Source organism: Paenibacillus sp. PastM-3 (assembly GCF_029893965.1).
Classification (GTDB): domain Bacteria; phylum Bacillota; class Bacilli; order Paenibacillales; family Paenibacillaceae; genus Paenibacillus_AQ.
In genome coordinates, this window is sequence record NZ_JARXXP010000011.1 from 65,148 (window position 1) to 83,527 (window position 18,380).

Annotated in this window: 17 protein-coding genes; all 17 read right to left on the reverse strand. The window is 52.1% G+C overall.

All coding sequences use genetic code 11. The annotated features are described in order from the left end of the window. Positions 1-350: 350 nt before the first annotated feature. The 17 genes from M2108_RS16705 to M2108_RS16785 all read right to left on the reverse strand — a co-directional run bounded on the left by M2108_RS16705 (position 351) and on the right by M2108_RS16785 (position 18,358). Positions 351-2,429, reverse strand: coding sequence for a beta-galactosidase (locus M2108_RS16705; RefSeq protein ID WP_277470521.1), 2,079 nt, complete (start codon positions 2,427-2,429; stop codon positions 351-353). Positions 2,430-2,729: 300 nt separating this feature from the next. Beyond that, positions 2,730-4,040 (reverse strand): alkaline phosphatase family protein, encoded by a 1,311-nt coding sequence (locus M2108_RS16710; RefSeq protein ID WP_277470522.1) that lies wholly within the window; start codon positions 4,038-4,040, stop codon positions 2,730-2,732. A gap of 1 nt (position 4,041) precedes the next feature. Further along, the gene (locus tag M2108_RS16715) at positions 4,042-5,268 is read right to left on the reverse strand and encodes an MFS transporter (RefSeq protein WP_277470523.1); all 1,227 of its coding nucleotides are present in this window, start codon (positions 5,266-5,268) and stop codon (positions 4,042-4,044) included. Between the two features lie 95 nt (positions 5,269-5,363). Next, a complete protein-coding gene (locus M2108_RS16720; protein WP_277470524.1) occupies positions 5,364-5,828 on the reverse strand; it encodes a phage tail protein in 465 nt (154 codons plus the stop codon). A gap of 539 nt (positions 5,829-6,367) precedes the next feature. Further along, a complete protein-coding gene (locus M2108_RS16725) occupies positions 6,368-7,096 on the reverse strand; it encodes a glutamine amidotransferase (protein ID WP_277470525.1) in 729 nt (242 codons plus the stop codon). Positions 7,097-7,180: 84 nt separating this feature from the next. After that, entirely contained in the window at positions 7,181-8,419 is a 1,239-nt protein-coding gene (locus tag M2108_RS16730) for an ArgE/DapE family deacylase (RefSeq protein ID WP_346780568.1), read from the reverse strand. 6 nt (positions 8,420-8,425) lie between these two features. Then, positions 8,426-8,575 (reverse strand): hypothetical protein, encoded by a 150-nt coding sequence (locus M2108_RS16735; protein ID WP_277470526.1) that lies wholly within the window; start codon positions 8,573-8,575, stop codon positions 8,426-8,428. 12 nt (positions 8,576-8,587) lie between these two features. Continuing rightward, positions 8,588-9,097, reverse strand: a complete 510-nt coding sequence (locus M2108_RS16740; protein ID WP_277470527.1) for an ureidoglycolate lyase — start codon at positions 9,095-9,097, stop codon at positions 8,588-8,590. A gap of 27 nt (positions 9,098-9,124) precedes the next feature. Then, positions 9,125-9,499, reverse strand: a complete 375-nt coding sequence (locus M2108_RS31625; protein WP_481856921.1) for a substrate-binding domain-containing protein — start codon at positions 9,497-9,499, stop codon at positions 9,125-9,127. A 44-nt stretch (positions 9,500-9,543) separates the two neighbouring features. Continuing rightward, entirely contained in the window at positions 9,544-10,023 is a 480-nt protein-coding gene (locus M2108_RS31630; protein ID WP_277470528.1) for a substrate-binding domain-containing protein, read from the reverse strand. A gap of 5 nt (positions 10,024-10,028) precedes the next feature. Further along, positions 10,029-10,973, reverse strand: coding sequence for an ABC transporter permease (locus M2108_RS16755; protein ID WP_277470529.1), 945 nt, complete (start codon positions 10,971-10,973; stop codon positions 10,029-10,031). After that, positions 10,970-11,932: an ABC transporter permease gene (locus M2108_RS16760; RefSeq protein WP_277470530.1), complete on the reverse strand. Its 963-nt coding sequence runs from the start codon at positions 11,930-11,932 to the stop codon at positions 10,970-10,972. Before M2108_RS16760 ends, M2108_RS16755 begins: the two co-directional genes overlap by 4 nt. Continuing rightward, positions 11,929-13,440 carry a sugar ABC transporter ATP-binding protein gene (locus M2108_RS16765; protein ID WP_277470531.1) on the reverse strand — a complete coding sequence of 504 codons (1,512 nt, stop codon included), beginning with the start codon at positions 13,438-13,440 and terminating at the stop codon, positions 11,929-11,931. The genes M2108_RS16760 and M2108_RS16765 overlap by 4 nt, the downstream gene beginning before the upstream one ends. 146 nt (positions 13,441-13,586) lie before the next feature. Continuing rightward, positions 13,587-14,504 (reverse strand): ribokinase, encoded by a 918-nt coding sequence (gene rbsK, locus M2108_RS16770; protein ID WP_277470532.1) that lies wholly within the window; start codon positions 14,502-14,504, stop codon positions 13,587-13,589. A gap of 18 nt (positions 14,505-14,522) precedes the next feature. Then, complete coding sequence (locus M2108_RS16775) at positions 14,523-15,536, reverse strand: LacI family DNA-binding transcriptional regulator (RefSeq protein WP_277470533.1); 1,014 nt, start codon at positions 15,534-15,536, stop codon at positions 14,523-14,525. Positions 15,537-16,006: 470 nt separating this feature from the next. Then, positions 16,007-17,098, reverse strand: coding sequence for a GerAB/ArcD/ProY family transporter (locus M2108_RS16780; RefSeq protein WP_277470534.1), 1,092 nt, complete (start codon positions 17,096-17,098; stop codon positions 16,007-16,009). After that, complete coding sequence (locus M2108_RS16785) at positions 17,099-18,358, reverse strand: Ger(x)C family spore germination protein (protein WP_280777115.1); 1,260 nt, start codon at positions 18,356-18,358, stop codon at positions 17,099-17,101. Positions 18,359-18,380: the final 22 nt, after the last annotated feature.

Sequence of the window (18,380 nt, forward strand, 5' to 3'; positions counted from 1 at the left end):
TCTGCGTCTCGGTCGAAGAGATAAGAGCAATTATGATCGTCAAAAGCATTGACAGACTAATGAAACTTACAAATACAACCGATAAGCTGATCTTTTTTTTCCTGAATGAATGCTCTTGCGAAATCATAACACTATCTCCTCTTATGCCGAACTCTCTGCAGAAAAGAAACAAACTATCCTCTTCCAAACCAAATAGTAGCACACTTTAAACCAAATCATCCAATCATATTCCAGGATTCAGTCCTGTTATCCTATAAACCCAAAGAGCCCCTCTCCTTGTAGATGATGGGTCTCTAGCAAGGAGAGGGGCAATAATTAAACAGCAGCCACTGACATATTGAACGTTATGCCTATTTCACTTCATTGCTAAATTCTCTATAGAAATCATTCCGCATTTCCGATACCGCAAGGTAACACTCTTTCCCCTCCAGCAGCCTTGCCGGCACTCTCCAGACTTCTCCGTAATAGTAGTTGTCCGCCACTAATTCTCCATCCGCATAGATCTGTGCAGCATCACCGTAATAATCAAGGTTTACGAAGCCTTGGGAGCCTGTAACCTTTATTTTCTGCCAGGTGACCTTGCGCTCCCCGCCGATATGCAGCTCCTCTGCATATTTAGGCTCAAAAGGCGCATGTTCCACATCTTCAAGAGATAGGACAGGTTCAGTGTAGGGCTTCTGGACAGTGTTATATTCAAAGCCCTCGCCGTTCCAGTGCCAATACCCGAAATCACCTTCGGTAACGGAACGGATTTCGCCGCCAGCCTTGTACAGATCGCTCTCCTCACCTACATATATTTCCCCATCCAGCTTGCGCAAATATTTCGCTTGTTCCCAGGTGAGTGTAATAACGTTGACGCTATTTACCCGGAAACCTGATTCCAGTCCCGCTTCTGGAGTGAATGTCTGTCCATCTTCAAACTGATATTCAGCAGCAATGCCTGGAATCTGTACGAAGAAATAGGTATCGCCCTGTCTGCATAGCGGCTGAGCCGTTGCGTATTTCAACAGGTTGCCAGACAGGTCCATCCGGAACGGCATAAAAAAGCTGACATCTCCGCTCACGTCAATCGGCGGGAAGGTAACGGTTCCTGTATCTATCACAGCCCCCCGGATATCTTCAAGCTGCGACAGCCGCTGGTAATGGTTGATAAAAACAAATCCGCTTGTACCGTCTGTACGCATTACATAACGCAAGGAAGCTGTATCCTCCCGTTTCACTGTATGCTCGGCCTCTACCCTGGTCATGGGCGCCAGGGTCTGGTCCCATTCCTGCACAAACAGATGCAGCAGATTCAGCAGCCTGTATTGACCGCGCACCTCGCCATACTCGGAAAGAGCAGTCTGAAAATCATAGGAGAGGATCGGATAATCGTTCGGATAGCCCGTTGCCTTTGACTCCTGGAACGTGGACAGCTTGCCGATCTGATTCGTCCCGCCGTGATACATGTAGTAACCGATCAGGTTGTTGCCGTCACCAAGCTTCACAAGTGAAATGGCGTAGATATCCATCTCGCGGATAATCGGTCTGCGGTGATGGGTTACCTGCAGGCCTCCGCCGAGCTCACAGGTTGCAAAAGGATAACGCTCGTACGGCAGCTGCCATTCGCCGTCTTCTTCGCTGCCCCGGGGAAGAAGATCTGCTCCTATGCCTGTATCATTACGCATACCGGTAAAGAAATAATGAGGTGACGGTGGAAGCGGATTCATATGTTCCTCCCATGGAGCTTCACAATAGCCCCCGAATACGGGAACCACTTCATCGACAGGAATCTTGGCACCGGAGACTGCATTCCAGCCCGTTACCGTATAAAGAGGGGCAATCATCCCGCACGCTATGGCCAGCTCTTTCAGTTTAGCCAGATGCCCGGCATCATTCGTCAGCTCGTTCTCTAACTGGACGGCAATGATATTCCCCCCATCCTTGTAAAAGAGTCCCTGCACCTGCCCGGCGATTTTCTCATACAGGATCGTTACCTTCTCCAGGTATTGCGGATTATTCTCGCGCAGCTTGAACGGCTTCGCAAGCAGCCAATCCGGATATCCGCCGTTTCTGCATTCGCCATGCGCCCAGGGACCGATCCGCAGGACAACTTCCAGGCCGGCCTTCTGGCACTCCAGTATAAATGCACGCAAATCATTGTCGCCGGAGAAGTCGAATACGCCCTCAATCTCCTCATGGTAAATCCAGAACACATAAGTAGATACAAGCGTTATACCGCCTGCTTTCATTTTGCACAGCTCATCATACCAGTCTTCTCTTGCACATCTGGAATAATGAAATTCGCCTGTTACCGGAATGATGGGCTTGCCGTCCCGGGTAATATATAAACTCGTTACATCGATTGTCTCTCCAGCCGGGTTATCTCCTCCAAGCTTTAAATGATTGCTGAGGATCTCAGGCTGCTTGTAGTTTTTAAATGTATACACTTGTAATCTCCCTCTCTGTAGCTTCCCTTCAAAGATAACCCTAATGTAACGCAGGCCTGCGCACAAGCCAATCGATCATCTTCGGCTAAGCATGGATTATATTCTTGCGTATCTGTCTCTTCCTGGGGCTCTCTTGACTACATTGCCATTGTAACGCAGAGGATAAGGGGGCTGTTAGGATTATAAGACTTAAAAACTAGTATAGAATGAACATTTCCGGTAAACGTGTATGTAACAATCAGCTGCACTCCGCACAAAAAAAGCCCGCCGGCTAAATCCCGTCAGGCTGTATCCTGTTCCTTATTTGGCTTCCGTAAAAATCTCCTCCAGCACCCGTCCGTCCCCGTGAGAGAACTCGACACCCAGAATCCGGCCCATTGTCGGCGCGATGTCGACCATTTCGAGCTCCCCGAAGGCATAGTCCTGCCTGATCTGCCTGCCGGAGACAACGATGTTACAGCGGTAACCGCCTTTATCGGGAGAATAACCGTGTGTGGCATAACGGATGCCTTGTGCCTCCAGATCAACCAGCAGCGGCTGGTCCATCCTTTCGTCAAAGCTGTAGCCCTTCCTGGCTTCCAGCATAATATTGGTTGCCGGACTGGCCTGGAGCGAGTCCAGCCTATCTCTCGTATATACACTTTCAACGCCTGACGCTTCATACTCCATATACTCTTTTACAGCTTCAAGGGCCAGCCCCTCCGCTTCAGCATCCCCCGGCCGAATGTGCAGGTAAGCCGAACCGCCGCCGCACTGGAAGTATGCCCGCCATTTCCTCTCGCCGTTCTCTTCATAGATCAGGCCCTTGTCCTGCAAAAGCTTGTTCAAATGCACCTTGTACCGCACATTGAACTGGCCGTGATCCCCGAGCACCATAATCACCGTATCGTCCTTGATCCCGGCGTCCTCGACAGCCTGCATAATCTCGCCCAGCCGGTTATCCATCCGCAGGATGACCTGCTTTACTTCCTCGCTGTCTGTTCCGAACTGGTGCTTGGCATCATCGAGATCGATCAGATGCAGCATCAGCAGGTTAGGCTTTTTGCGCTTGATCGTATCCGCAGCACATTTGGCGGTGAAATCATCGAGATAAGGCTGCTGAATGCCCTTCCTGAGCTTTCCATACCTCAGCTCCATCTGGATGGAGTACAGCGGGCTGCCGCTGCGGAGCACCTTAAGAGCCTGATTCTCCCCCTTCAGGGCTTTGATCTCCGGGATATTATATTGAATGGATGACTTGCCGGACACCGGCCAGAGAATTCCTGCGGTGATCAGCCCGGCCTTTCGCACAGCATCATAAATCGTCGGAGCCGTAATCGCCTCGCGGAACCAGAACCAGCGCTGATCCTCCTCCGGGATGAACGGCTGCAGCGGATTGTTATGATGAATGCCGTGCCTCGCCGGATAAACTCCGGTAGCGGTAGTGGTATGAACGACATAAGTGAGCGTAGGATATACGCTGCGGAGCCGGCTGCTGTAAGCACCGCTCTGCATTAATTTAGCCAGATTGGGCTGACAGCTTGCCAGTTCCCAGTTGTCCTCCGAAAAGGCATCGTAGGAGATGACGATCAGATGCTTCGCTTTTGGCGTAAGCGCCGTGTTCGGTTCCATATTAGTTCCCCTTAGGCAATGTGATAAAGATAAAGAATCCGATCAGAAACAGCGGAATGATCGACAGAATGCTGTAGCTGGCGTTGCCTGTCAACGTTGTGGTCAGAGCCATCAGGGCAGGCCCGAGAATCGCGGCAAATTTTCCAAAAATATTATAGAAGCCAAAGAACTCATTGGAGTTCTCCTTCGGAATGATTTTGGCAAAATACGACCGGCTGAGTGCCTGAATCCCTCCCTGGGCAGAGCCGATCAGCGCCCCCAGAACAAAGATATGCCACACGGACGAGATAAAGAAAGCAGCAATACAGGAAATGATATATGTAAAAATACCGACAATGATCATGGTGCGCGCGGAGTATTTTTTGGCCAGATTGCCGTAAATAATCGCACACGGAAAAGCAATAATCTGAATGATGAGCAGAATCCCCAGCAGTGTAAAGGTGTCCATGGCGTCGGCTCCAAGCACGGAGGTTGCATACGGCACGACCATTTTAATAATCGTATCGACACCGTCAATGTAGAAGAAATAGGCAAGCAGGAACACGAACACAATTTTGTGCTGGCGGATGTTAGCGAAGGTAACGGCTAATCTCTTAAAGCTTTTGGCAACAGGCTTCGGCTCCGGCTCAATATAATATCTCTGCTTCACATCCCGGATCATCGGCACCGTCAGCAGTCCCCACCAGAGTGCCGTAATAATGAACCCGATCTGGTAGCCGATAGCCTTATCCATCCCCAGGACAAAAATCAGCACCAGACTGATCCCGAACGGTATTACGCTAAAAATATACCCGAACGCAAAACCTCTCGTTGACACCTTGTCCATCCGCTCATCCGTAGCAACATCCACCAGGAAGGAATCATAGAAAATATTGGCCCCGGCAAACCCGATCGCTGACAGAATGTAAAAACCAACCAGCAGCTGCCACTGCCCGCTATCCGGTGAGACGAACGCCAATGAAGCCGTAGCCAGGATTCCTGACGCCGCAAAAAACATAAAAAAGCGCTTCTTCCGGTCCTTGTAGTCGGCAATCGTGCCCAGGATCGGGCTGAGTACGGCCACCAGTATACTGGCGATGGAATTAAAGTAGCCCAAATCCATACTGCTGTCCACATTCTTGAACATGCCGAACACAATCGGCAGCAGCGCCGTCGTCACCGCCATCGAATACGCCGAATTGCCGCAGTCATACAGAATCCATGATTTCTCCTCTTTGCTCAGCTTCATCTGATCTTCTCCTCTTATAACCGAATGGTTCTGTTATATCACGTGAAGATATGGAGCATATTAAGCCGGTGTTAAATCGTGGAAGCTGCCTTGCTTCAGTACTCTCCTTTGATCACAAAAAAAGACCCGCGGATCGTTCCGGCCAGCTTCGATTTCTGCCGCGCGAACTTGAACTTCTCCTCCAGCTCTTTGGGCACATCCATCCCTTCGGACAGCTTGAAGCCGACAGCCCGCTTCTTCGGGTCATCCACGGTATACATTACATTAATAGCAAGGCCGTCCTCGTAGAAGACATAAGTGAACAGGATATTCTCCACCTGAAAGCTTGAGGTTTCCAGCGGTTTGGCGGCAAATTCAATATTGCGCTCTTCCTTCAAAATCCGGTTCACATAATCAAGGTTCTCCTGGCTCTCACCGGCCGGTACGGTTGTAAATGCATGCTTGTACTTGTTCATAAAATAACGAGCTTCATTCGCCCGCAATCCGGCCAGCGCCTCTGCCACAGGGGATGACTCCAGCCCCACTGTAGACACCTCTTTAAAATCAACGGTATACGGCATGTCCATTCCTCGCTTTTCTCAAAGGTGTATTCGTTTTCAATCAAATTTGATATTTACTATGATACCAGAAACTTGATTTGTAGGGTTAGTATTTACGCCTTTACCCGCGCATAAACAAAAACCATACAGGCTAATAGGAAGCTGAATAATTTAGTTGGATTTTCACCACTTAATTCCAGAGATTCTCACCAATTCAAGGAATTAAGTGGAAAATCGTCACTTATTTCGGCCACCAACCCCTTATAGACGCGAAATCCGCATAATTAGGTGGCATTTTTCCAACTAAACTCCTCCTTCCCCATAGCCGGCTGCGAAATAGATGACGTTTTTCCACTTAATGTTCTGAGAAATCATCATCCGGTAACTCCTTCACAAGCTTTCAAGCCGAACTGGCTGCCCGGTCGTTCCCTCCGAGCCTCCCATACACCATATGGCAGCTGCTTACAGCTGTATTTCCTCACATTAATCCGCACGCCCACATATCAGCAAAAAAGCGCCCCCCCGCAAGCGGAGAACGCTTAAATTTGTTACCTATTACTCTATTTCAACGCCTTCACCAGATTGGACCAGAACGCGGAATAGTGCGGCCAGTCCATGAACTCTGTCGAGCCCCAGTGCGGGGAGCAGTCGCTGGCAAAAGCGGCGGTTTTGCCCTCACCGTATGTGCCCACGGTCAATATGGCATCGCGGTTATAGCTCAGCAGCTCTTCGGCGTCCGGCTTGGCAGCCAGCTTGTTGTAGCCGAGCAGCCGCGGCCATTCGCCATAGCCCACCAGCGGATGCTCCTGCGCCACCACCGGCGAGAAGCCGGCCGACATCTCTACCCGGTCATCGCCCGGCTGCATCACTACCGGCAGCACCTCTGCGAGAACAGTGTTTACATAGTTCGCCTTGCCCTCAATGCCCATAAAGGTCAGATACCCGCCGACCATCAGCAGCCCACCGCCTTCGGCCACATACTGCTTAATGTTGTCCAGTGCATTCGGGATAATCTGCATCTGGTAAAAGGTCGGGTTCTGCAGCAGGAACGTGTTCGCTCCCACATCACTGATCACGATGGCATCGTAGGCTTTTAACTCTTCAAGTGATTGGGGGAAGCGGACCTGCACCTCATGCGCCGGCATATAAGTCACCTCAATCCCTTCTGCCCGCAGGCAGGACAGCAGATAAGTCGCCCCTTCCTCATATTTCGTTGAGGTGAAGCTGTCATATCCCTTGGTATGGATCATATGAACCACCCAGGATTCGCCGACAAATAGAATTTTCATGTTGTTATGGCACCTCCGTGTATGTTATAAAGGCCGTTGCAGCCGTTTAATATTCTTCTTTAGGTCTTTTCACTAAGCCTTCCATTAAGTCTCTTCCGCACCGCACCAGTCGAGAATCGTCTTGGCCATCATTTTGACCGCCTGGATGACCTCAACGGTTGGGGTGAACTCGTCGCTATGATGTGCGAGGCTCGGGTCGCCGGGACCGAAGTTGATCGTCGGAATGCCGACGTTGACCGGCCAGCCCATATCGGTATGGAAGCCGAGGCCTTCAATTATGCCTTCTTCACCAATCACCTGCAGTGACTGGACACAGGTCTGTACGAATGGATGAGCCACATCGGTTTCAGCACAGTCAGCATCGACCATCCACTCGATTTCCGGCAGATGCTCACTCAGCCACGGGTCCTGTTCAGCTGCTGCGCGCAGGAAGTCAGTCAGCTCCTTCTTCACATGGCCGCCGACCAGCTTCTCGTCACGCTCCGACGGGAGATACTGGGCATTAAAGACGATCTCCGCTTCATTGGCAAAAGAGGTCGGGTACTCTCCCGAATTCAATTGTGCTACATGCACCTGGCAAGGGATAGATAAATACGGGTGGGTCTTGCTTACAGCCCACTTTTCATTCAGCCGGTCGAACGCATCCAGAATGTACCGCGCTTTCTTAATGGCATCGACTGCTCCGCCGTCCTTCCAGTCTGCCTGCGGCATTTCAATATGCCCGCTGCGGCCCTGGATTTTGATCTTGCCCCACAGAATGCCGCGGCATAGCGGTGCAATGGTCAGGGAGGTCGGTTCAGTCAGAATGCAGGCATCCGCCCGGTAGCCGTGGTGGATGAAATCCAGCGCACCCATGCCTCCGGCCTCCTCATCGACAACGGTCCCCACGACAACCGGGCCTTTCAGCTTCAAGCCGCTGCGCAGAACAGCCTCGACCGCCATAATCATCGCGGCCACGCCGCCCTTCATATCGACGGTGCCGCGGCCGTACATTTTACCGTCAATGATCTGGCCCGCAAACGGGTCTACTGTCCACTTCGAGCCTGCCATAACGACATCGATATGGCCGAACAGCAGGAGCGACTTGCCGTCTGTACCTTTACCAAAGGTAGCTGCCAGATTCGGTCTGCCGGTAAAATCACGCCCCGGATAATACCCGGCCATCCCCTCGTACTGCTTCAGGTCATCCGCAACCGGCTCCCACATTTCAATCTCGGCACCCAGACCTTCTAGCTTACGGGAGATAAACTCCTGCACTTCCTTCTCTTTGGATGGACCCGGCTCATCGAAGAACCAGGGATTAACGCTGGGAATCTGAATCAGCTGCTGCTAAAAGCCGAGGATGTCGTCCTGATGTTCATCGATCCATTTCATTACCTGCTGTTCCTGTGTCATGTCTTCTGCTCCTTCTTGCCCGCCACCGCCGGGAATATCCCGGCGCTGCGGAATCAGCTGTAGTCCTGAGGGTTTTCCATTCACATATTTCGCTGCTTATCCAAAAGTAACACTGTCACCGCCGGTAAAGTCCACCCACGGATTAATCATCTCATCGCCGAACTTATCCTTCTTCTTCTCAATCGCAAAGAGGTACCTTGCATCCTCAGCCGCCGGATAAGCAGGGCTGTGCCAGACGCCGCGGCCGATCACGATGGCCTGTCCCGGCTTGATCCTGAATGCCTTCACTGTAGCAGGATCAGGCCGCTCCTCGGGGTCGTCAATATCCAGACACCGGGCAACCGGCTGGATAATCTCCTTGTCAAAGGTGAGCAGCAGTTCTTCGCGGCTGACATGCCGCTCCATTGCCGTCACTGTGAACCCGCGCTGCTTCGTGTCCACCAGGCCGAACCCGATCGGCTCCGATACGTCAAACATCTGGATATAGCTCCAGCAGTCCCAGCCGTCGCCGCTCTTGGACGGCTCCCCCGCAGGGATATCCACCACTTTTCCGTAAGGGGCAAAGCTGTCTGCCGTTAAATCTTCAATAATGATTGTATGTTCCATGCAAGCTGCCTCCTATAACAGCTCTGACTAAAAGTCAAAGCTGCCCACATTTTCGCTGGTCACCTCAAGTGTGCCGATAAATACGTTCTGGCCGTCTACCTTGACTGCTCCCACGTTCGGGATTTCCATACCGTCCGTAATTTCCTTGCCCTGAGCCAGCTGATCCAGAATGTATACAGTAGTGTAAGCCAGCTTGCCCGGATCCCAGATGATATCGGTCTTAATCGTGCCGCTCTCGATGTAGTTCTTCACAACGCTTGGTACAGCAATACCGGTAATGGCGATCTGTCCCTGCTCAATGGTGCCTGCCTTGACTGCCTGTTCAACCACCTCAGCCGCTGCCGGGGGTTCGCCGCCTGCAAAGCCGATGATCCCTCTAAGATCCGGATAGGTCTGGATCAGGTTCTGGGCATTGGCATAAGCCTTTTGCTGATCATCGTCACTGGCTACTGTAGTTCGCCCACTTCCTCGTCAGTAGCCGGAGCTACATAATATTGGCGGTCCGTCTCGGGAGCATCGCTGTCCCAGGTCACGATCTGCACATCCTGCTCGGCTGCTTTTTTGAATACCGGCCCTACTGCCTTAGCATCATTAGGCGATACACCGATTCCGCTCACCTTGCGGGTAAGCATATCCTGAATCATGTTAATCTGCTTGGAAGAATCCGCTTCAGTCGGTGCATTAAAGATCACCTCAACGCCCATATCCTTCCCTGCCTGAAGAGCACCCTTCTCCGCAGCCGCCCAGTAAGCAGGCCCGATCGATTTCGGATTGATGAAGTAGTAGGTTCTGGTGCCGGAATCGGCCGCCCCGTCATTGCCTGATACTCCGGCATTATTAGCCGGAGAATTACCCGAATTTGCACCGCAAGCAGTCAAGGTCAAAGCAAGTACGCCAGTCAATACAGCCAATGTCATTTTTTTCATAGGTTTCACTCTCCGCTAATTTTTTTATTGGCTACTGCGAGCAGCAGCAGCGCCCCCAGAATAACCGCCTGATACAGTACAGAAACACCCAGCAAATTCAGACCATTGCGCAAGAACACGATAATCAGCAGACCGACAAACGTGCCGGTAAGGCTTCCCCTCCCTCCAAAAATATGAGTGCCCCCGATTAAGGTAGCTGTGATGACATCAAGCTCTATATTGGTACCCGAGGTCGCTTCGGCACTTGCCAGCCGTGACACCAGGAATACACCCGCCAGTGCAGAGAACAATCCGCTAAGCATGAAGAGAATAAACCGGACGCGGACTACGGAAATCCCGGAGAACCGGACAACCTCCTCGTTATTGCCGATCCCGTAAATGTAGGTGCCGAACCTCGTCTTTTTCATAAAGAAGCTGGCTATGAGGAACATAACAACGAGGACGATGGCGTTAAACGGAATGCCGGCAATGTATTCCTGTCCCAGAAAGTAGAAGGAATCCGGGAAGCCGCTGATCGGTCTGCCTTCATTGACCACATAGACCAGCCCGCGGAGCATCACCAGCATCCCGATCGTGACTACAATCGCCTGCATCCGGTGCCGGGCAATCAGATAACCGTTAATGGCTCCGCACAGCAGACCGGCCAGCAGGCCGAAGATCACACAGACCCAGATGTTATAGCCGCGTTCAAAAGCAACCCCCATCGACACCGCGGAAAAAGCGAGGATCGAGCCTACCGACAGGTCCATCGCACCAGAGATAATGATCATCGTCATCGGAATGGCGATCAGCCCGACCTCGACCATCTGGTTCAGCACATTCATGAAGTTGGTTACCGACAGGAAGTAGGGTGACAGAAAGCTGAACAGGATCAGAATGAACAGCAGCAGCACCAGCTGAACGAGCAGCGTACCCGACTTGAACGGCAGACGGCTTGTCCATGTTGTCATACCAGATCCCCTTCTTTCCCTTTATTTTGGCGTGCCCGCTGCAGCGTATTGATTACGATAGCAAGGATAATCAAAAACCCGGTGGTTGCGTCTACCCAGAACGGGGATACCTTGGCGATAATCAGCCCGTTTTTGACAATGCCCATGAACAGCACGCCGAGCATCGTGCCGGCAATCGTCCCTACCCCGCCGAAGATGCTGCCGCCGCCGATCAGCACAGCCGCCATGACCTCAAAGGACAGGCTGTTGCCTGCTGTTGAGGCTTGGACACTGCCGACTTTGGCTGCAAAAATCACAGAGGCAATCCCGACCAGCAGTCCGGTTAATACGTAAACCATGAACTTTGTTTGGGGGACGCTGATCCCCGCCAGCTTGGCTGCAGAGCTGTTGCCCCCGACCGAATAGATTCGCCGGCCCGCCCGGGTGAATTTGAGCAGATAGATGAAGGCGGCAATCAGCAGGACTGCTACCAGGAGCGGAAACGAAACGCCTGCCACCGTCCCTTGTCCGAAAAAGCGGAAGCCTTCGGGAAAATTGTTCATCCAGGTCCCGCCGCTGATGCCGACTGCCACGCCCCGGAATATATACATCGTAGCCAAGGTGACAATGATGTCAGGAATTCGGCGGACGGCGATAAAATAACCGTTGACCATCCCGCAGAGAACACCGATTACAACCCCGAGCAAAGCCGCAACAACTGGGGACATCCCTTTGCTGAGAAACAGGCCGACCGAGGTAGCTGTTACCGCCAGGACGGAGCCTACGGACAGGTCCATTCCCCCGAGCAGAATAACCATTGTCATTCCGATTGCCACAATGAACATGGTGATGTTCTGGTCCAGGATCAGCCTGAAATTAGCAATTGCGAAAAAATCCGGTGAAATAAGTGAGAACAATATGATCACGAGTATCGTGAAAATCAGGATCGGCGCTTCATGCACATTAAAAATTCGCTTCATATGGCGGCTCCTTCCGTCCGGGGATGGGATGCCCGCTGCAGCAGCTGCTCCTGATCGGCTTCACCGCGGGCAAATTCATGAACAATGTCCCCTTTGTACATCACGAGCACCCGGTCGCTCAGGCCCAGCACCTCCGGCATTTCGGAGGAAATCAGCAGAATGCTCAGCCCCTCCTGAGCCAGCCCGTGAATAATGCTGTAGATCTCCGCCTTGGCACCGACATCCACACCCCGGGTCGGCTCCTCCAGAATCAGAATGTCAGGCTTCACGGCAAGCCATTTGGCGATAACTACCTTCTGCTGGTTGCCTCCGCTGAGAAAATCTACGCTTTGTCCGTCTCCCGGTGCCTTGATCCGCAGCTTCTCCATGTACTCTGCACTCACCTCACGGATAGCTTCACCGTCCAGTACCAGCCCCTTGGACAAACCGGGCAGTGTCGGAAAAGAGATATTCTGCCTGATCGACATCGGCTTAATGATGCCCTGGCGGTGCCGGTCAGGCGGGACGTAGGCTAATTTTTGGGCTTTGGCATCGCCGGGGCTGGCAATTTTGACCGGCTTTCCGTTGATTTCAAGCCCGCCGGTTCCCCGCTTGAGGCCGAACAGCCGCTCGGCAACGGTATGTGACCCCGACCCCGGTATGCCGAACAATCCCAGAATTTCGCCTTTATGCAGCTCAAACGAAATCTTGTGGCTGGCATCCAGCGACAACCCGTTAACCTTAAGCACAACCTCCTGTCCGTGCGGCTGCTCCCGCTCAGGGTACAGCCGCTGAACCTCTTTGCCGACCATCATCTGGATCAGGCTCTGCTCCGTTACTTCGCCGATCGGCCTGGTGTCAATTTTGCGGCCGTCCCGCAGAACGGTGACCTTATCGGCTATTTCGAAGATTTCCTTCATCCGGTGGGAGACATATACAATGGCTACTCCCTGTGACCGCAGCTTCCGCACCACTTCAAACATCTTTTTCACTTCATTCTCTGGCAGCGCGGCTGACGGCTCATCCATAATCAGCACATCAGCTTTAAAAGATAAGGCTTTGGCAATCTCGACCACCTGCTGGCTATGTACACCCAGATGCCGGACCTCCTGGCGCACATCAATCTCTCCGCCTCCGATGGAATCTACGAGCGCCTGTGCCTCTTCAACCATTTTCGACCACTTGATCCGGCCGAATCTGCCAGCCATTTCGGGACGGTCAATGAAAATATTTTCCGCTGCAGACAGGTTGGTGAACAGATTGAACTCCTGGTGGATAATGGACACGCCCTGGAGCTGGGCATCCAGCGGATTGCCGAAGACCGCTTCTTTGCCTTTCAGCCTGATTACTCCCTTGGTAGGCGAATAGACACCGGACAGAATTTTCATCAGCGTCGATTTGCCGGCGCCATTCTCTCCCATCAAGGCGTGCACCTCGCCTGGATAGAGCTCAAAATCGACGTCCGTCAAAGCTTTGACACCCGGGAACTCTTTGCTGATCCCTTGCATGGACAGTACTGGCTTACTCATGGTCTTGACCCCCTTCTTCATTCACAGTGCTGAAACCGGGTTTGCAGGATGCTTTATTGAGATTAAGCGTTAATTCGTAAAAGTTCATAGGTACACAATTGCAACGCCGCCGGGAAAAGCGGTCAAGAGAATATTCCGCCTCTCCGTTAGGACTCAGCCTGTCCAAGAAAAGCATCCACCTGCTCTTTTACCGGTATGGAGCTCTGGGCTCCGGCAGCCGATACTGCAAGCGCTGCTGCCGCAGATGCATAATGCAGACTGTCCTCCAGTTCCATTCCCCCGTAGTAAGTGGCCGCAAACGCCCCGATGAATGTATCTCCTGCTGCGGTGGTATCCACTGCCTTTACCGGATAAGACGGAGTCTCTATTACCGTTCCGTCTGCGTCCATATATAGCGAGCCTTTGCTGCCCAGTGTAATGATCAGCTGAGTGATACCTTCCTCCATCAGCTGGTATCCGGCTGTGCGGGCTCCCGCGAAGCTTTCAACCGGGAGTCCGCTCAGCGCCTCCGCTTCAGTCTCATTCACAATCAGCAGCCTGATCCGGCTAAGCCGGCCAGGCTCAAACCCGTTTACCGGAGCAGGATTCATACAGACTGGAACCCCTGCCTCCTCCGCCCTTGTAAGCACCGCTTCGTTCACAGAGCCCGCAATTTCATTCTGCAGCAGGATCACATCATAGCGGGAGAAATCAAGCGCTTCCAGATCCGCTGCACTATAGGTGAAGTTCGCGCCGGGCGACAGGATGATGCTGTTCTCCCCCATAGCATCCGTGGTAATGAGCGCGATCCCGCTCGTTTCCTGCTTTACAGCAATTGCTGAGGTGTCAATTCCCTCCGCCTCAAGCTGACTATACATCTGCCGGCCAAAGGCGTCCGAACCGAGACCGCCTGCCATCGTTACGGTCGCTCCCAGGCGGGAGGCGGCACAGGCCTGGTTCGCTCCTTTACCGCCGGCGTGGAAGCCGGTACCCAGACCTTGTATCGTCTCGCCCGGAACAGGAAGACACCGGACCCGGGTAACAATATCCATATTCATGCTGCCTACGACAAGTATGTTGGCCATATGTCCTCCTTCGGGCTGCTAGTTCAGCTTTTTAACCGACCCGCGCTTGATCAGTTCCACATCCAGCACTATCCTTTTCAGCTTCGTCTGCTCACCCGGCGGTGTCTTGATCTTCTGGATGAGCATTTCCGTTGCCTGTATCCCCATCTCTCTCATCGGTCTGCCAACAACAGTGACCCGGGGCTGGACAAACTGGGCAAGCTCATTCTCGTCGAAGCCGATTAGGGAAATATCTTCTCCGATCCGGAGATTCAGGTCCCGTATAGCCTTGATGGCACCTGTGCAGATTACGTTGTTGGTGGCAAAGATAGCCGTCGGAGGCTCAGCGGACTGCATCAGCTCCATTGTGAACCTGTATCCGTCCTCCTCAAGCCACTTCCCCTGCTTATGATATCCGGGCTCTGGTACTATGCCATGCTCATGTAAAGCCTGATGATACCCCCAGTACCGGTCCTTACCGTCGTTAAAGTCATGCGCCCCGTCAATAATGGCAATCCGCTCATGGCCGTATTCCACAAAATGTTTGGCCGCCTCGTACGCACCGCGGAAGTTATCAATCAGCACCCCGTCATGTCCGCAATCATTGATATAGCGGTCTACCAGTATGGTTGGCTTGCGTATATTCCGGTAAAAGCCCGCCTCTTTGTGTGTACCGATCAGAATGATGCCGTCTACGTTCCGTCCCAGAAAGCCTTCAAAAAATTCCTCTTCCTCCGCCTCGTCATTATAAGTAGACACAACCAGGGTGGAGAATCCCTCCTTCTTGGCCGCCTCGACCGTACCGCCGATAACCGCCGTGTAGAACGGGTTCTGGATTTCCGGAACAACGACCGCCAGCATATGCGTTTTCTTGTTCACCATGGATGCAGCCATCGTATTCGGCACGAAATTTAGCTCTTCAATAATCCGCTGAATTTTTTTGCGGGTGGCATCACTTACGCGGTCCCTGCCGTTCATCACCCGTGAGACGGTAGCCACGGAGACTCCGGCCAGCCTGGCTACATCTTTGATCGTTATTTCTTTCTCCGCCATATTCTTCCTCTCTGTCATAACGTTTACGCAACCTATTTCCTCTTTGCAGCAGCGTTATGATCGGTAAAGTATCCTCATCTTTGCAAAAACGTTTACGCAATTTCTAGGTTCATTTTAGTATAGGCTTTTCAGGATTACAATCCCTTTTTACAAAAAAATTAAAATAAAAACGGTTTCAAATGAAATATATAACATTTATATGTTATGTTTAGTGGATCTATTTTCCACATTAAAGAGTTTTTTCAGTTTTTAATGTCATATTAAATAACATTAAGTGCTGACTAATAGACTATCCTACTGTAAAATCATATTTCCGTTTACTGGTTATGCAGCTTCTTTTTTTCAATCTCAAATAGATAAATTTTGCAGAAAAAGTGTAAAAACGTTTACGCAATGTTGAAGCAGCGCACGCAAAAAGACGGCAGCATAGCGGGCATGCTGTCGTCTTTTTGACAGGAAAATCCAGATGGTTAACGCCGCTTTTGCCGGAAAAAGGAAACCGCCAGCAGAAACAGAGGAATCGCGATCATATTGAGCGGCAGCACGTAACGCACCCATATTCCCTTCAGCAGAAGTCCGGCCGGCGGATTCAGCTTAATAACCAGCAGGGTGAGGATAAAAGTGACGGGAGCCACAACCCAGGTTATTTTTTTCCAGCTGCGTGTTTTTCCAATCCACTGTGCGACTCCGTAGCTGGTAATGAACATATAGATCGACAGCTTGACGAAGATGCAGACCAGCCATACAGCCATCACAAAAATATCCATATTCTGTATAAACTCCATCAGATAGACCAGCTTGACCATCTCAAAAAAAGGAAATTGCAGCCGCCCGCCAACGGCAGGGCCAAAGGTCATGATGACCCACAGAACGCCAAACAGCAGCATGACTGATGAAAAGCCGACCGCCAGCAGCAGCGCCTTGCGTGTTTCTTTGCCGGGATGATCCGTAAAGGGGAAGAGCATCATGAGCAGCACAGCCTCGCTGAGCAGGGAGACCGGGGCAAGCGACCCCCCGGCAATCGTCCACAGTCCGGTGTCTGCATATACGGGCAGCAGCATGGGCCAGCTCAGATTATTAAACGTCAGGCCAAAGGTAAGCGCGAGGATGATCATCAGAATCGGCCCCCACAGCTCACTGACCCTTCCGATCGCCTCTAACCCGCCATGGTATACAGTGTATAGCACCACCCCGATCATCGTTCCGATCACAACCCAGTCCGGTGTTTTATAGAGGACATTCAGGCGGATGAACAGATACTCGTCGCGCAGTATCAGGCTCATAACCCAGAACCACTGGAGGATAAAGGGAATGACAATCAGCCTGCCGCCCCATTTTCCAAGGATTACAGCACTGAACTCTATTAAAGTCTTCTGCGGATACCGGGAACTGAGCCTCGCCGCAGTGTATGTAATGACCAGCGCCAAGATCCCGGCCAAAATATAAGAAATCCAGGCATCCTGTTTGGCGCTCCGGATCGTAGCCGTCATCGTAATAAGCAGGTTAATGCCGATCTCCATCATTATAATCATCCAGAACAGCTGCCGGTTGCTGATCTTCATCTACTTCTCACCCCCTTCTCTGGCAGGAAGGAGGGATGCTCCCGTAATCCCCGTTCCGGTGATATTAAGCTTGACCCTAATGTCCAGCTCAACCTCCGGAAAGACCGTTTCCCAGTCGGCGGCAAGATTCTTCCAGCGGTAAGGGTGACGGCGGTGGATCGTATCTCCTAACCCGAAAACGTCCGTTTTGAACTCCTTCTGCACCTTTTCGACAACCTTTTCAACCCGCGCCTTAAGGTAATCGTTCATCCGGGCCTCGACCTTATCCACATTCTCCTGCTTGGACAGATTCAGCGGCGATTCATTCTCCTCTATGTAGCCTTTGCCCTCCAGCAAGATCCGGAACCTTGGCAGTCCGCCGTCAAAAACAGGTGTAATGTGACTTTTGAAGGTATCCACATTAACCGTTACCGTCTTTCCGCTAGTTGCCCCCGATAGTGCATCCTCCGCCGAACCGCCCGGCTTATCCGCATCTACTGAATTGATAATCGTAGTAAAACTCCGGGTGGACAGCTGATCTGCAATCCAGAGTCTGACCCAGAATTCATCATAATTCAAATAACCGGCCAGCTTCAGCTGACTGTTAAAAATAGCCGCCCCGTACAAACCGAGTGTCGTCTGCGGCGGACTGTCGTTTTTGCTTTTCTTGTCCGTCTTTACTTCCGGGGGCAGAATCGTGAGTGCGGGCATGATCCCGCAGCCGTTGCCATTAGCCATGATATAGAAGTCCAGCAGGGAGCGGCTGATCGATGCCCCGCTCTTCTCCTGGATTTTCTGCACAGCGATCGCCGGATTGGTCTCAAGCTGATAAGCCAGGCTCATCGCCTCCTGCGCGGTCCCCCCTCTGACGACAAAAATATTCGTCCGCGGCCGGACCATCGGGCTGCGGCCATACTCATCCAGGATGGAGAAAACGCCCTGCTCCGCCAGCTTCTCCCCGACAAAGATATTCCGCCGGTGTCCCGGAAACAGCACCCTTGACAGCTTTCTTTGCATATTCTGCTCGGCGTCCCTGTTATTTTTGCCGTACGCGCTTTCCGTCATGAAGCCAGACCGGCCGCCCTGCTCCCCGCCCTGCTGTCCCCCTGATTTGGAGGCAAGCGGCAGCACCAGATTGGCAGTTGCCAGGTATCCTCCGTCCTCAGCCAAATCCATCCCCCAGCCCAGCACAATCGCCTGATCGTTCAGCTCCTGCCGGTCCCAGCATCCGGTCAGCAGCAGCGGCGCGATGAGGAATAAGATTATCATTTTCCTGTACATAGGCCAGCTTCCCTTTCCTGCC

Bases quoted from the DNA above. Each gene is read 5' to 3' on its own strand.
- M2108_RS16710 (WP_277470522.1), bottom strand. From the start codon at position 4,040: ATGGAACCGAACACGGCGCTTACGCCAAAAGCGAAGCATCTGATCGTC.
- M2108_RS16715 (WP_277470523.1), bottom strand. From the start codon at position 5,268: ATGAAGCTGAGCAAAGAGGAGAAATCATGGATTCTGTATGACTGCGGC.
- M2108_RS16720 (WP_277470524.1), bottom strand. From the start codon at position 5,828: ATGCCGTATACCGTTGATTTTAAAGAGGTGTCTACAGTGGGGCTGGAG.
- M2108_RS16725 (WP_277470525.1), bottom strand. From the start codon at position 7,096: ATGAAAATTCTATTTGTCGGCGAATCCTGGGTGGTTCATATGATCCAT.
- M2108_RS16740 (WP_277470527.1), bottom strand. From the start codon at position 9,097: ATGGAACATACAATCATTATTGAAGATTTAACGGCAGACAGCTTTGCC.
- M2108_RS31630 (WP_277470528.1), bottom strand. From the start codon at position 10,023: ATGAAAAAAATGACATTGGCTGTATTGACTGGCGTACTTGCTTTGACC.
- M2108_RS16755 (WP_277470529.1), bottom strand. From the start codon at position 10,973: ATGACAACATGGACAAGCCGTCTGCCGTTCAAGTCGGGTACGCTGCTC.
- M2108_RS16760 (WP_277470530.1), bottom strand. From the start codon at position 11,932: ATGAAGCGAATTTTTAATGTGCATGAAGCGCCGATCCTGATTTTCACG.
- M2108_RS16765 (WP_277470531.1), bottom strand. From the start codon at position 13,440: ATGAGTAAGCCAGTACTGTCCATGCAAGGGATCAGCAAAGAGTTCCCG.
- rbsK (WP_277470532.1), bottom strand. From the start codon at position 14,504: ATGGCCAACATACTTGTCGTAGGCAGCATGAATATGGATATTGTTACC.
- M2108_RS16775 (WP_277470533.1), bottom strand. From the start codon at position 15,536: ATGGCGGAGAAAGAAATAACGATCAAAGATGTAGCCAGGCTGGCCGGA.
- M2108_RS16780 (WP_277470534.1), bottom strand. From the start codon at position 17,098: ATGAAGATCAGCAACCGGCAGCTGTTCTGGATGATTATAATGATGGAG.
- M2108_RS16785 (WP_280777115.1), bottom strand. From the start codon at position 18,358: ATGTACAGGAAAATGATAATCTTATTCCTCATCGCGCCGCTGCTGCTG.